At 71.0% G+C, this 13,870-nt stretch carries 12 protein-coding genes; 10 read left to right on the forward strand and 2 right to left on the reverse strand.

Annotated features, from left to right (window positions below; translation table 11 throughout):
• The first annotated feature begins 224 nt into the window (after positions 1–224).
• The 7 genes from lnt to ACIP6N_RS28920 all read left to right on the forward strand — a co-directional run bounded on the left by lnt (position 225) and on the right by ACIP6N_RS28920 (position 7,260).
• Entirely contained in the window at positions 225–1,820 is a 1,596-nt protein-coding gene (lnt, locus tag ACIP6N_RS28890) for an apolipoprotein N-acyltransferase (RefSeq protein ID WP_401820474.1), read from the forward strand.
• 9 nt (positions 1,821–1,829) lie between these two features.
• Positions 1,830–2,312 (forward strand): NUDIX hydrolase, encoded by a 483-nt coding sequence (locus ACIP6N_RS28895; RefSeq protein ID WP_401820475.1) that lies wholly within the window; start codon positions 1,830–1,832, stop codon positions 2,310–2,312.
• 61 nt (positions 2,313–2,373) lie between these two features.
• On the forward strand, positions 2,374–3,117 hold the full coding sequence (locus ACIP6N_RS28900; RefSeq protein WP_401820478.1) for a TetR/AcrR family transcriptional regulator: 744 nt from the start codon (positions 2,374–2,376) through the stop codon (positions 3,115–3,117).
• 195 nt (positions 3,118–3,312) lie between these two features.
• Positions 3,313–3,507: a ferredoxin gene (locus tag ACIP6N_RS28905; protein ID WP_401820480.1), complete on the forward strand. Its 195-nt coding sequence runs from the start codon at positions 3,313–3,315 to the stop codon at positions 3,505–3,507.
• On the forward strand, positions 3,474–4,757 hold the full coding sequence (locus ACIP6N_RS28910) for an NAD(P)/FAD-dependent oxidoreductase (protein ID WP_401820483.1): 1,284 nt from the start codon (positions 3,474–3,476) through the stop codon (positions 4,755–4,757). The genes ACIP6N_RS28905 and ACIP6N_RS28910 overlap by 34 nt, the downstream gene beginning before the upstream one ends.
• A complete protein-coding gene (locus tag ACIP6N_RS28915) occupies positions 4,754–6,052 on the forward strand; it encodes an NAD(P)-binding domain-containing protein (protein WP_401820486.1) in 1,299 nt (432 codons plus the stop codon). The genes ACIP6N_RS28910 and ACIP6N_RS28915 overlap by 4 nt, the downstream gene beginning before the upstream one ends.
• The gene (locus tag ACIP6N_RS28920) at positions 6,049–7,260 is read left to right on the forward strand and encodes a cytochrome P450 (protein WP_401820488.1); all 1,212 of its coding nucleotides are present in this window, start codon (positions 6,049–6,051) and stop codon (positions 7,258–7,260) included. Before ACIP6N_RS28915 ends, ACIP6N_RS28920 begins: the two co-directional genes overlap by 4 nt.
• A gap of 69 nt (positions 7,261–7,329) precedes the next feature.
• On the opposite strand, the gene ACIP6N_RS28925 is transcribed toward ACIP6N_RS28920, so the two are convergent.
• A complete protein-coding gene (locus tag ACIP6N_RS28925; protein WP_401820491.1) occupies positions 7,330–7,914 on the reverse strand; it encodes an NADPH-dependent FMN reductase in 585 nt (194 codons plus the stop codon).
• A gap of 83 nt (positions 7,915–7,997) precedes the next feature.
• Positions 7,998–10,433 (reverse strand): RICIN domain-containing protein, encoded by a 2,436-nt coding sequence (locus ACIP6N_RS28930; protein ID WP_401820493.1) that lies wholly within the window; start codon positions 10,431–10,433, stop codon positions 7,998–8,000.
• A 165-nt stretch (positions 10,434–10,598) separates the two neighbouring features.
• Between ACIP6N_RS28930 and ACIP6N_RS28935 the strand changes: the two genes are divergently transcribed.
• The 3 genes from ACIP6N_RS28935 (at position 10,599) to ACIP6N_RS28945 (ending at position 13,739) form a co-directional block, all read left to right on the forward strand.
• Positions 10,599–10,955 (forward strand): MmcQ/YjbR family DNA-binding protein, encoded by a 357-nt coding sequence (locus ACIP6N_RS28935; protein WP_401820495.1) that lies wholly within the window; start codon positions 10,599–10,601, stop codon positions 10,953–10,955.
• Between the two features lie 256 nt (positions 10,956–11,211).
• The gene (locus ACIP6N_RS28940; RefSeq protein WP_401820497.1) at positions 11,212–12,309 is read left to right on the forward strand and encodes a LacI family DNA-binding transcriptional regulator; all 1,098 of its coding nucleotides are present in this window, start codon (positions 11,212–11,214) and stop codon (positions 12,307–12,309) included.
• A gap of 68 nt (positions 12,310–12,377) precedes the next feature.
• Entirely contained in the window at positions 12,378–13,739 is a 1,362-nt protein-coding gene (locus tag ACIP6N_RS28945; RefSeq protein WP_401820500.1) for an NAD(P)/FAD-dependent oxidoreductase, read from the forward strand.
• Positions 13,740–13,870: the final 131 nt, after the last annotated feature.

A 13,870-nucleotide genomic window follows, 5' to 3' on the forward strand; every position in this document is an offset into this window, starting at 1 on the left:
CGCCCGGCCCTCCGTGGCGCGCTACGGACCCGTGCGTACGGCCGACCCGTGTGTACGGCCCGATCCGTGCGTATGACCTGACCGTGCCTACGGTGCCCGACCCGTGAGCGCGCCCCGTGCGCAACGGGCCGCGCCGCCGGTCACGTCACTCGGGTCATGCCCATAACGCCCGTCACACTCCTCACACAGCTCCCGGCCGTAGACTCCGCCAGGTGAGCGCCACCATGACCTCAGTAGACGCCCCTCAGCCGTCTCCCGTTCCGGCCCCCCGCGGCAGGCGCCTGCTCCGGGGGCTCGTCAGGCCCGGGACAGCGGTGCTTTCCGGCGTACTGCTCTACCTCAGTTTTCCGCCGCGCACCGTGTGGTGGCTGGCCCTGCCGGGCTTCGCGCTGCTCGCCTGGACGCTGTACGGCCGCCGGCTGCGCGCCGGGTTCGGTCTCGGCTATCTCGCGGGTCTCGGGTTTCTGCTGCCGCTGCTGTTCTGGACGGGCGCGGAGGTCGGCGCCTTCCCCTGGGTCGCTCTGGTGGCGGCCGAAACGGTCTTCGTCGGATGCGCCGGCCTGGGGATCGCCGCCGTCTCGCGGCTGCCCGGATGGCCGCTCTGGGCGGCCGCCGTATGGATCGCGGGTGAGGCGGCCCGGGCCCGCGTGCCGTTCGGCGGGTTCCCCTGGGGCAAGATCGCCTTCGGCCAGGCCGACGGCCTCTTCCTGCCGCTCGCCGCGGTGGGTGGCACACCGGTGCTCGGCTTCGGCGTCGTCCTGTGCGGCTTCGGCCTGTACGAGGCGTTCCGCCAGGTCCTCGCGTACCGGCGGACCCGCCGGGTGCCGCGCGCGGCTGTGACCGCCGCCGCTCTCAGCGTCCTGGCGCCGGTCGCCGGGGCGTTCGCCGCGCTGCCGCTCGTGAGCGACACCGCGCAGCACGGCACGGCGACCGTCGCCGCGGTGCAGGGCAACGTGCCGCGCGCGGGCCTCGACTTCAACTCCCAGCGCCGCGCGGTCCTGGACAACCACGTACGCAGGACCGAGCAGCTGGCCGCCGATGTGAAGGCGGGCAAGGTGCCGCAACCCGATTTCGTGCTGTGGCCCGAGAACTCCTCCGACCTCGATCCCTACCGCAACGGCGACGCCCGGCTGGTGATCGACGAGGCGGTGCGGGCGATCGGTGTGCCGACCGTGGTCGGCGCTGTCGTGACACCCGACACGGGCAAACTGCGTAACACCCTGATCCAGTGGGACCCCGCGCGCGGCCCGGTGGCCACGTACGACAAGCGGCACGTCCAGCCGTTCGGCGAGTACATCCCGATGCGGTCCTTCGTCCGGATCTTCAACTCCGACGTGGACCGGGTCAGCCGGGACTTCGGCCCCGGCACCAAGGTCGGCCTCTTCGACCTGGCGGGCACCCGGGTGGGCCTGGTCACCTGCTTCGAGGCGGCCTTCGACGGTGCCGTACGCGACCCGGTCGAGGCCGGCGCCGAACTCATCGCCGTACCCAGCAACAACGCGACCTTCGACCGCAGCGAGATGACCTACCAGCAGCTGGCCATGTCGCGGGTGCGTGCCGTCGAGCACAGCAGGGCGGTGATCGTTCCGGCGACCAGCGGGGTCAGTGCGGTCATCAGGCCGGATGGCACGGTCGTCCGGCAGACGAAGATGTTCACGGCGGACGCGCTGGTCGAACGGGTCCCGCTGCGTACCTCGATCACCCCCGCCACCCGGCTCGGCACCCTGCCCGAGGCGCTGTTGGTGGCGGTGGCCGCGGGCGGACTCGGATGGGTGATCGTGCGTTCGGTACGGATCCGGCGGGCGGGAAGCAGGGCCTAAGGTCGACGCATGGGAACACCGGACTTCATCCGCGAGATCCGCGCCACCGCAGGCCACCAGCTTCTGCTGCTGCCCGGCGTCAGCGTCGTCGTCTTCGACGACCAGGGACGCGTACTGCTGGGGCGGCGCGCGGACACGGGCGGCTGGTCGGTCATCGGCGGGATTCCGGAACCGGGGGAGCAGCCCGCGGACACGGCCGTGCGCGAGGTGTACGAGGAGACCGCCGTGCGGTGCGAGGCGGAGCGGATCGTGCTCGTCCAGGCGATGCGGAAGCCGGTCACGTATCCCAACGGGGACGTCTGCCAGTTCATGGACATCACCATCCGCTGCCGCGCCGTCGGGGGCACGGCGCGGGTCAACGACGAGGAGTCGCTGGAGGTGGGGTGGTTCTCGGTGGACGCGCTGCCCGAGCTGGAGGAGTACGCGGTCTTCCGGATCAAGCAGGCGCTGGGCGACGAGCCGACCTGGTTCGAGCCCGTCACCTCGCTGTGAAGCGGGCGGGCTGTCCCTCATGACGGGGGAGCGCGGCCGGGCCCGGGAAAAGGACGTGGACATGCGTGCGGAGCGGGAGCGGGCCGGCTCCGGCCGGCCACGCAGCCGGAGAGGCCAGGGCGAGCTGCTGCGGCGCGACATCCTGGACGCGGTCAACCGGCTGCTGGTCGAGTGGGGCGGCGCGGACAAGCTGACCATCCGGGCGGTGGCGCAGGAGGTCGGCGTGGCCGCGCCCAGCATCTACCTGCACTTCTCGGACAAGGCCGAGCTGGTCTGGACGGCGCTGACGGACAAATACGCCCAGCTCGCCGAGCTGATGCGCGCGGCGGACGAGGGGGCGGCGGACGGCGATCCGCTGGCGCGGCTGCGCGCCCAGGTGCACGCGTACTGCCGGTTCGGGCTGCACAATCCCGGACACTACCGGCTGATGTTCGAGACCCGTCAGCCGGCCGTCGACGCGTCCCGCATCGGCCGCCACCCCGCGAAGCTGGTGTCGGGGTCCCTCCGTCACGCGGTCACCCGGTCGGCGGAGGCCGGCTGTGTGCTGTCGCTGCCCGCCGAACAGCTGGCGACCACGCTGTGGGCCGGGCTCCACGGCACCGTCTCCCTCTCGCACAGCATCTTCTCCGACGACCTGACCGAGCAGTTGGTGCTCGACCTGGCGGACGGACTGCTCGGCTCCCTGATCGCTCTCCCGGGAGACACGACGGCTCCGCGGCCCGGCGCCGAGGGCGCGGTGGACACGCTGGCCATGCGGCGCATCCGCGACCTTCTCGGCACCGCGGACGACAGCCCCCAGTCGTAGTCAATACGCCTCAACTCCGCACCCCGCATTGCCTTTCCGCCGTCGTGGCCGGATGGCTGCCGGTGCGTCCGGCGCCGACTGGACGGCACGGCGTTGGAGGTCTAACGTCCGTAACTGAACTTAGTTAGGTGACTGGGGCAACTGTCCTGGCCGCCCATTCCGTGCCACCCCACTCCGGGCACGATGGAGGCTTTCGTGAAAATTTCCCTTGATCTGGACAAGTGCTGCGCCGCGGGCCAGTGCGTCCTGGTGGCTCCCGAGGTGTTCGACCAGCGCGACGAGGACGGCCTCGTGGTGCTCCTCGACGCGGACCCGCCGAAGGAGCAGTACGAGAACGTCCGGCAGGCCGCCGCCGTATGCCCGGCCGCCGCCATCGAGGTGCAGGAGTGAGTACGCCCCCAGGGGCCGGCACGCCGCCGTCGCACGTCGTGGTCGTCGGCGCCTCGGCCGCCGGGCTCAGCGTCTGCGAGGGGTTGCGCCGGCTGGACTACCGCGGCCGGCTGACCCTGATCGGTGACGAACCGCACGTACCGTACGACCGGCCTCCGCTGTCCAAGCAACTGCTCGCAGGGGCCTGGGAACCGGAGCGGCTGCATCTGCGCGACCAGCGGATTCTGGACGAGCTGGACCTCGACCTGCGGCTGGGCGCCAGGGCCACCGGCCTGGACACCACCGGCCGTCAGGTCGAACTGGCCGACGGTGAACGGGTGGGCTACGACCAGCTGGTCATCGCCACCGGGACCCGCGCCCGGCGCCTGCCGGGCACCGAGGGGATCAGCGGCGTGCACGTCCTGCGCACGCTGGATGACGCGCTCGCCCTGCGCGACAACCTGCGGGGCAAGCCCCGTCTGGTCGTGGTCGGCGGCGGATTCGTCGGCGCGGAAGCGGCCGCCGTGGCCCGCGAACTGGGCTGCGACGTCACCCTCGTCACCGACACCGCCATGCCACTGGCCGACGTCCTCGGACCGGAACTCGGCGCCATGCTCACGGCCGTGCACACCGAACACGGCGTGCGGGTCCAGGCGGGCGTCCGGGTGGACCGGATCACCTCCGAGGACGGCCGGGTCACCGGCGTACGGCTCGCCGACGGCCGCACGCTGACCGCCGACGCGGTACTGGTCGGCATCGGAGCCGTTCCCAACACCGAGTGGCTGGCGGGCAGCGGCGTACCCGTGGACAACGGGGTGCTGTGCGACACGACGCTCAGCGCGGGCGACGGAGTCTGGGCGGCCGGCGACATCGCCTCCTGGCCCGCGCCCGACGGACAGCGGTGGCGGATCGAACACCGCACCAACGCGGCGGAGCAGGGCCTGCTGGTGGCGCGCAACATCCTCGCCGGCCCCGGGGCCGCCTCGGCGTTCACGACGGTCCCGTACGTCTGGTCCGACCAGTACGACCTGAAGATCCAGATCTACGGGCGGCCACGCGGCGCCGACCACATACGCCTGGTGGAAGGCGACGTGGCCGGACGCAAGCTCGTGGCCCTGTACGGCAAGGACGGCGCGGTCTGCGCGGCCGTGGGCGTGAACATGATCCGCGCCGCGCGCACCCACCGCGCCCAGGTCGCGGCGGCGGCTCCGTGGGAGCCGGGGACCGAGGCGGCGCGCGAATCGCTGGTGACGACGGGAGGCGCACGGTGACATCCGGAACACGACAGGACACCGCGGATCGGGAACTCAGAGCGGGAGTGGTGGGTCTTGGCATGATCGGCGGCGGGGTCGCCGTCAGCCTGGCCCGCAGCGGACGTGCTCCCGCCGTCCACGACATCCGCCCGGACGCGGCCGAGGGCCTCGACGGCGTGCCGGACGTGCTCGCCTCGCCCGCCGAAGTGGCCCGTGCCGCCGACGTGGTGATGGTCGCCGTCGTCAACGCGGAGCAGGCCCGTGCCGCGATCACCGGCGACGACGGCCTGCTCACGGCAGCCCACCCCGGGCTGACCGTGGTCCTGCTCAGCACCGTGGCGCTGCCCGTGGTGCACGAGCTGGCCGCCGCCTGCACCGAGGCGGGCGCCGGGTTCCTCGACTGCGGGGTGACACCCGGCGACAAGGCCGCCGAGCACGGCATGGTCGCGATCCTCGGCGGCGACAGCGCGACGGTGGAATACGCCACGCCCGTTCTCGCGGACTGGGCGAAGCAGGTCGTGCACTGCGGCCCTTCGGGTGCGGGCATGGCGACCAAAATCGCCCGCAACGTGATCACGTACGGCAGTTGGCGTACGGCGGCGGAGGCCGCCGCGCTGGCCCGTGCCGCGGGCGTCGATCCGGCCACCCTGACCACGGTCATCGACGCCGCGGACCCGGGGGGCACCACACTGCTGCAACTGCTGCGCATGCAGGGCGACGGCAGCCTCACCGACGCGCTGCGGCAGCAGATCGACACCCTGATGACGAAGGACCTCGACGCGGCCCTCGACCTGGCCGCCGCGCTCGGGGTCGACGCACCGCTCGTCGGTGTCGCCAGGGAGCGGGCCGCCGACACCCTCGGCGGTGGGTCCGAGGACACGTCACCGTCCGGCTCTCCCTTGCCGAACTTGCCGCCGTTGCCGTCGGATCAGCGGGAACGCGGCCTGGAGATGATGGACCGCGTCTACGGGCCCGGCCTGAAGGCCAGTGCCGGCACCGCGGACACTCCGTTCCTCGCCCAGACCGTGGACCACCTCTTCGCCGACGTCTGGTCCCGCCCGGACCTGTCGGTGCGCGACCGCAGGCTGCTCACGCTCGGCGTGGCCGCCTCCGCCGGACGCGCCGACCTGATCCGTATCCAGGCGGGCGGCGCCCTGACCAACGGCGAGTTCACCCCCGCCCAGCTCAACGAGGCCGTACTCCACCTCGCCCACTACGTCGGCTGGTGCAACGCCACCGCCACCCACCAGGGCATCACCGAGGCCCTGGCAGATCACGCACGCGCACACGACGCTTCGCCGGAGGAATTGTGACCGAGACCCTGCCCGCCATGCCCGTCGAGCGCGCCACCCCGCTCGACCCGCCCACCGAGTACTACCAGCTGCGCGAGGAGCAGCCCGTCACCCGCGTCCGCTTCCCCAACGGATCGACCGGCTGGCTGGTGACGCGCTTCGAGGAGGGCAGCGCGGTCTTCGCCGACCCCCGGCTGAGCGCACGCCGTCCCCGGCACGACACCCCGGAGGGTGAGGTCACCGAAGGCGGCGAGGAAGAGGCGCCGTTCAACCCTACGTTCGTCATGATGGACGAGCCCGACCACAGCCTCTACCGCCGGCTGATCTCCGGCCGCTTCACCCCCAAGTCGGTCCAGCAGAAGCTTCAGCCCTACATCGACCGCATCGTCGAAGAGCACCTGGACGCCATCGAGGCGGGCCCCGAGACCTTCGACTTCGTCGAGGCGATGGCGCTGCCCATCCCGTGCCTGGTCATCTGTGAACTGCTGGGCGTGCCCTACGAGGACAGGGACGGCTTCCATCACGCCACCGAGGTGATGATGGACATGTCCCACACCCGCGCCGAGCGTGACGCCGGTGCCCAGTGGCTCATCGACTACATCACCCGGCTCGTCGCCACCAAGCGGGAGACCGGCGCCACCGACGGTCTGCTCGCGGACCTGATCGCCATCGCCGACGAAGAGGGCTCCTTCCTCACTGACGACGAACTGATCGGCATGGGCGTGCTGTTGCTCTTCGCCGGCCATGACACCACGGCCGCCATGATGGGGCTCTCCACCCTCACCCTGCTCACCCACCCCGAGCAGCGGCAGAACCTGGCCGAGCACCCGGAGAAGACCGGCCCGGCGATCGAGGAGCTGCTGCGCTACCTGACCATCGTGCAGTTCGGTCTCGGCCGTGTGGCCAAGGAAGACCTCGAACTGGCCGGTCAGCAGATCAAGAAGGGGGAGCTGGTGGTCGTCGCGATGCCCGCCACCAACCGCGACCCGCGCGTCTTCGACAACCCCGACACCCCTGACTTCGACCGCAAGATGACCCGTCACCTCGCCTTCGGCTACGGCGTCCACCAGTGCCTGGGCCAGAACATCGCCCGCGCCGAACTCAAGACCGTCCTGCCGCGCCTCTTCGCCCGGTTCCCCGACCTCAGGCTCGCGGTTCCGCTGGACGAGGTCCCGATGGACACCTACGGCACCAACTACGCCGTGAAGAAGCTCATGGTCACCCGCTGACCCGGGCGCACGCGCTGAACAGCCGTGGTGTGTCCGCCTCCGGGAGGCGGACACACCACGGTGTCGTTCTCAGTCCCGCGTCCGGCCGCGCGCCTCGGCCAGCGCGCTCGTCCACCACGCGAGGTCGTCGGAGAGCAGCGTGAGCTTGGCCTCCAGGGTGTTGAACACGCCGGGGTCGAAGGGGTCGGCCTGCATGGCGGGACGCATCAGGTCGGGCAGGATGTGCACGGCGTGACGCAGCGGCGCCATCTCGAACTCGACGCACACTTCCCGCAGTTGTTCGATGGCGCGGGCGCCGCCGACATTGCCCCAGCCGACGAACGCGACAGGCTTGCGGCGCCACTCGATGAAGGTGTGGTCCATCGCGTTCTTGAGGACAGCGGTGTAACCGTGGTTGTACTCGGCGGTGAGGATGACATACCCGTCCGCGGCGTCGAGCTTGCCGCCGAGGCGGCCGACGGCTTCGGTCGGGTAGTCACGCAGGGTGTAGGCCGGGGGCGGCTGGTCGAAGAAGGGCAGTGGGTGGTCCCGCAGATCGAGCAGGTCGACGGTGAAGTCGGCACGGGCTTCGAGGTGTTCGACCACCCACTGCGCGACCTTCTCGCTGAAGCGGCCCTCGCGGGTGGAGCTGGTGATGACCTGGATACGGGACAACGCGGATTCTCCTCGGGATCAGGAACGCCGGCCCGGAGCCGGCCGGATCCAGTATCCGGGAGCGCTGTCCCGTATCCCGTCACTCAGAGCAGCTTCCAGAGGTGGTCGTCGGTGCCGCTGTCCGCGAACTGGACGACCTGCGCGCTGTCGGCGGTCGACATGCCGTCGACGCCCAGCACCTTGCCGCTGTTCTTGTTGCGCACGCGGTACCAGCCGTCGCCGTTGTCCAGCAGCTGCCAGAGGTGGTCGTCGGTGCCGTTGTCCGCGAACTGGACGACCAGGGCGCTGTCGGCGGTCGACATGCCGTCGACCCCCAGCACCTTGCCGCTGTTGCCGTTCCTGATCAGGTACCAGCCGCCGCCCGCATCACGCAGCTGCCAGGCGTGGTCGGCCGAGCCCACGTTGGCGTACTGCACCACGCGTGCGCTGTCGGAGAGGGACATGCCGTCCACCGCGAGGACCTTCGAGCTGTGCTTGTTCTGGATACGGCGGAAGGGCGGTTCGGGCGTCCAGGGCCGGCCGTCCGGGGACGCGGTCGGGAAGGTGGTGATACGCAGGCGGGCGGCGCCCATCGGGATCAGTGTCACCTGTTCTTCCGCGGCGGTGCTCAGGGCCGGGCTGTCCTGGAGCGGAGCGACGACCTGCTGGTCGTCGGCCACCCATTCGGCGATGCGGCGCGCGGGCGCGGTGATCCGGACCGGGGTCCCTCCGGCGGTGAACGGGTCGCCGGACAGCGGGCCTCCGTCGGCGGAGAACCGGAGCCCGGGCAGCGGATCGGGAGCGAGACCGTAGTTCCAGGGGCCGGTGGCATGGACGGCCTGTTCCGGGAAGGTGTCGGTGCCCGCGTAGCGTTCGTACCGCTCTCCGACGCGCAGGGAGTACGTCAGCGGCCCGTGAGTGACGCTCACGGCGCCGTGGTTGTCGTCCCACGTCCGCACGGTGGTGCGCTGCGGGAGCCGCAGGGTCACCTGGTCGCCGTCGTTCCAGACGCGGTCCGCCTTGGCGAACGCGGGACCGGCCGGAGCGTTCAACCGCTGGCCGCCGACGAGGATTTCGGGATCCGCGCACCAGCCGGGGATGCGCAGATAGAGCGGGAAGCGCACGCTCTTCGGTGTGCTGATGGTGAGGGTGACCGTCTCCTTGAAGGGGTAGTCGGTGTCCTCGGTGATGGTGATCTCCGTACCGTCCGCCACCTTGGCCCGTACCTCACTCGCGGCGAACATCGCCGCCGCGAGACCGAGATCGGGGGTCGCGAGCCACAACTCCCCGGTGAAGTAGGGCCAACCCATGCCGTAGTTGTGCGGGCAGCAGCGGTACTGGTCGACGCCCGGCTGGAACGACTGCATCGCGAAGCCGTTCTGGAACTGGCCCTGATTCTTGGTGACGTTGTCGAGATCGACGCTGTTGGCGGCGGTGATGTAGTGGATGCCCCGGCCCTCGGGGTCGGTGGCCGCCGGGAGCAGGTTGAACGCCAGCTCCTCGCAGCGGTCGGCCCACACCGGATCGCCGGTGACACGGGTCAGCAGCTCATGGCTTGCCATGAACTCGACGATGCCGCAGGTCTCGAAGCCCTGCCGCGGATCGCCGAAGCCCTCGCGCGCGTTTTCGTCGCCCGCGAAGCCGCCGCCGGGGAACTGGCCGTAGCGGCCCATGATGGCGGCGTAGTCCCGGTAGGTGGCCTGCGTGAGATCGGCGGAGCCCGAGCGCAGCGCGTACTGCGCGGGTTCGCGGAAGCCCTGGGCGATGTTGACGTTGTGCATGTCCGGGAAGTGGTCGACCCAGTTCGCGCCCTTGGTGTGCATCGTGTCGGCGAGTGTGAGCAGGAACGCCTCGCCGGTGCGGTTGTAGACCCAGAAGACGATGTCGAGGCCGTCGCCCCAGCGCTTCGACACCCAGCTGGAGTCGAACGCCCCCGGACCCTGTTCGTTCATGAAGCGGAGGAAGGACAGGACGAAGGGCAGCACCCGGTCGTCCCCGCTGAACTCCTCGTGCGAGCGCAGTGCTTGGAGCAGGGGCAGATAGGGCCAGAAGTCGGGGCCGCCGTTCAGCGCCGTACGCAGCCGGGTGGGGCCGAAGAAGCCGTCGGGCTGCTGCGTGGTGAGGATCGCGTCGATCCAGCGGCCGGCGGCGGCCAGCGCGTCCGGGTCCCCGGTGAGGACCGCGAGATCGACGTATCCGCGCAGCCAGTACGGCACCTCCTCCCACCCGTCCTTCTCCGGGTGGACCCAGCCGGAGTCGTCGAATCTCAGGAAGTGCGAGATCTCGGCGTACCGTCCGAAGAGCCCGTCGAGGAGCAGGCGCAGTTGCCCGGAGAGCCAGCCGCGCGCCGTGACACTGCCGAGGGGCAGCTTCTGGAAGGCGGCGGGGGCCAGCGGCGCCGCGTTCGCGCCGTACCAGCCGCCGGTGGCCCGCGCGGTTGCGGATTGCGCCGCGGAGGCCGGCGGCACGAGATGCCCGAGAAGGCCCGCGCTGCCGAGTGCGAGGACGCCGGTGTGCAGAAAACGTCGTCGGTCGAGCATGGTTGTTGACTCCCGTCGCTCGGTGCCGTACCAGATGTACAACGTTGAAAAAAACTCCGATCGGCATGACAGCACACCCTCACCAGCGTGTACAGGTCCATGACAAGCGAGGATGGCGTGCGCCTGCCGTACGTGGGCGTTTCCTGCCCGTTTAGTCTGGTGGGCGTGATCGATGCAAACGACGTCCGGCGTATCGCGCTGTCCCTCCCCGAAACCGTGGAGAAGGAGGCGTGGTCCATGCCCACCTTCCGTGTCGCGGGGAAGATGTTCATCACGGTCCCGGACGACGAGACGTCGTTCGCCGTGCGGTGTCCCCGGCACGAGCGGACGGAGCTGATCGCGGCCGAGCCGGAGAAGTTCTGGGTACCGGCGCACGAGGCGAGTTCCGCGTGGGTACGGGTCAGGCTCGCGGCGCTGGAGGATCTGGCCGAGCTGCGGGACATCCTCGTCGACTCGTGGCAGCAGGCCGCCCCCGACCGCCTGTCCGAGGGCTTCGGCGGCGCGGAGGCGGCGGACGCGTAGCACCGCGAAGACCTCGTGGGCGCGCCCGGGACGGCGGCGGGCCCGTGTCCCGGCCGCCCTCGTCCGGCGGGGCCGCCCGGACCGTACCGCGACGGCCGGACTCCGCCCGCACGTACGGAGGTTCGGCGACCCGTCGTGCACGTGCCGTGCGCGCCTGATTCAAGCCGCCGCATCGGTATAAGACTTGCCAAGTCGGCTCCGCACAGCGTCTGATCCTTCGCAACACGTTCAAGTGCGGGAAACGCGGAGGCAATTGGTGGCACGTACGTCCTCGTCCGGAGGCGGCAAGGCAGGGCGGCCGGTCACACTGGCACTGGTCGCCCAGCGGGCGGGGGTCTCCACGCAGACGGTGTCCAACGCGCTCAACTCCCCAGAACTGCTCGCTCCGGGGACCCTCGCCCGCGTACAGGAGGCGATCGCCGAGCTGGACTACCGGCCGCACCGGGCGGCCCGCTCGCTGCGCACCCGCTCCAGCCTGCTGATCGGCTACGGAGTGCAGCCGGCCTCCAGCGGCAGGTCCACGCCCGTACTCGACGGTTTCCTGCACGCGCTGTCGGACTCGGCCGACCGGGCCGGTTACCGGATCCTGCTGTTCGCCGAGCCCGCCGCGGAAGGCGCGGGACCGTCCGCCACCGGGGGCACGGGCGACTACGACGAACTGCTGCGGGAGCAGTCGGTCGACGCGTTCGTGCTGAGCGGCACCCACCGGGGCGACCCCAGACCCGGCCTGCTGCACAAGCGCGGCGTTCCCTTCGTCGCGTTCGGCCGCTCGTGGTCGGCCCGTGACACCGGTGACTGGGTCGACGTGGACGGCGCGTACGGCACCGCGGCGGCCGTCGACCACCTCGTGGCCGCCGGACACCGGCGGATCGCCTTTCTCGGCTGGCCGCGCGGCTCCGGCAGCGGCGACGACCGCGCGCGCGGCTGGCGCGAGGCTATGCGCCGGCACCGGCTGTCCGTACGCGATCTGCGGCTGTCCTCGGTCGACGACGTGGACGCCGCGCGGGACACGATGCGCCGGGCGCTGCCGGGCGTCACCGCCGTCGTGACAGCCAGCGACACCCTGGCACTCGGCTGCTACCGCGCGCTGTGGGACGCCGGTCTCAGTCCGGGCGAGGACGTCGCGGTGACCGGCTTCGACGACTCTCCCGCCGCCGCCCTCCTCTCCCCGAGCCTCAGCAGCGTCCACCAGCCGCTGGAAGAGGTCGGCAGAGCCTGTATCCGCCTGCTCGTGTCCCGTATCCGGAACCCCGGAGCCGCCCCGGAGCAGATCCTGCTCGAACCCTCCCTGGTCGTGCGGGACAGCTCCGCTGTCCGTTCAGCAGGCGGACCGGCGCCGGGACCGCAAAGATGAACAGTGACAGGCGGCGGTTCTGGGGCAGGTGAGGGACGACCGCGCAGGCCTGAGAAGGGACGGACACCGTGGCACGACCCAGGATTCTCGTGGTGGGCGCCGGCTTCGCCGGGGTCGAGTGCGTACAGCGCCTGGAGCGCAGGCTCTCGCCGGGGGAGGCGGACATCGCGCTGGTCACCCCGACCTCCTACCAGCTCTACCTGCCCCTGCTGCCACAGGTGGCCTCCGGTGTGCTCACTCCGCAGTCGGTCGCCGTCTCCCTGCGCCGCAGCAAGAAGTACCGCACCAGGATCATCCCCGGCGGCGCCATCGGGGTGGACACCAAGGCGAAGATCTGCGTCATCCGCAAGATCACCGGCGAGATCGTGAACGAGCCCTACGACCGGATCGTGCTGTCTCCCGGCAGTATCACCCGTACGTTCGACATCCCCGGCCTGGTCGACAACGCACGCGGGATGAAAACGCTCGCCGAGGCCGCCTACATCCGCGACCATGTGATCGCGCAGCTCGACCTGGCCGACGCCAGCGAGGACGAGGACGAACGGATCTCCCGGCTCCAGTTCGTGGTGGTCGGCGGCGGATACGCGGGTACCGAGACCGCGGCCTGCCTGCAGCGGCTCACCTCGCACGCGCTCAAACACTATCCGCGGCTCGACCCGAAGCTGATCAAGTGGCATCTGATCGACATCGCACCCAAGCTGATGCCCGAACTCGGCGACGAACTCGGCCTCAGCGCGCTGGAGATCCTGCGGCGGCGCGGGATCGAGGTGTCGCTCGGAGTGTCGATCGCCGAGGCGGGCCCCGACTCGGTGACCTTCACCGACGGCCGGGTGCTGCCGTGCCGCACACTGATCTGGACGGCGGGCGTCGTCGCCAGCCCGCTGATCACCACACTCGACGCGGAGACGGTACGCGGCCGCCTCGTGGTGGACCCCGAGATGACGGTGCCCGGGCTCGACGGTGTCTTCGCGCTCGGTGACGCGGGCGCTGTGCCCGACCTGGCCAAGGGCGGCGACGCGATCTGCCCGCCCACCGCCCAGCACTCCATGCGCCAGGGCAAGAAGATGGCCGGCAACATCATCGCGTCCCTGCGCGGCCGGCCGTTGCAGCCCTACGTGCACAAGGACCTGGGGCTCGTCGTGGACCTCGGCGGCCGGGACGCCGTGTCCAAGCCGCTCGGCATCGAGCTGCGCGGGCTCCCGGCGCAGGCCGTGGCGCGCGGTTACCACTGGTCGGCGCTGCGGACCAACGTCGCCAAGACCCGGGTGTTCACCAACTGGACGCTCAACGCCCTCGCGGGCGACGACTTCGTACGTACAGGCTTCCAGGCGGAGCGGCGCACCTCACTGCGCGACTCCGAATATGCGGACGTTTACCTCACTCCGGAGCAGGTACGCGAACACACTGCGTCGATCACCGCTCGCGGCTGAGCCCCTTTCACACTGATTCCGGGTGTCGGGGGGGGGGGGGGGGGCCCCCCCCCCCCCCCCCCAAACGGGGGATACCCCCCGCGGCCCCCGCCGGGGGGGCACACACCCGCGGAGGGCGGGGGGTTGGGTGG

The organism is Streptomyces sp. NPDC088725 (assembly GCF_044751305.1).
Classification (GTDB): domain Bacteria; phylum Actinomycetota; class Actinomycetes; order Streptomycetales; family Streptomycetaceae; genus Streptomyces.

Coding starts and splice junctions, on each gene's coding strand:
- lnt (WP_401820474.1), top strand. CDS start 225: ATGACCTCAGTAGACGCCCCTCAGCCGTCTCCCGTTCCGGCCCCCCGC.
- ACIP6N_RS28895 (WP_401820475.1), top strand. CDS start 1,830: ATGGGAACACCGGACTTCATCCGCGAGATCCGCGCCACCGCAGGCCAC.
- ACIP6N_RS28900 (WP_401820478.1), top strand. CDS start 2,374: ATGCGTGCGGAGCGGGAGCGGGCCGGCTCCGGCCGGCCACGCAGCCGG.
- ACIP6N_RS28910 (WP_401820483.1), top strand. CDS start 3,474: ATGCCCGGCCGCCGCCATCGAGGTGCAGGAGTGAGTACGCCCCCAGGG.
- ACIP6N_RS28930 (WP_401820493.1), bottom strand. CDS start 10,433: ATGCTCGACCGACGACGTTTTCTGCACACCGGCGTCCTCGCACTCGGC.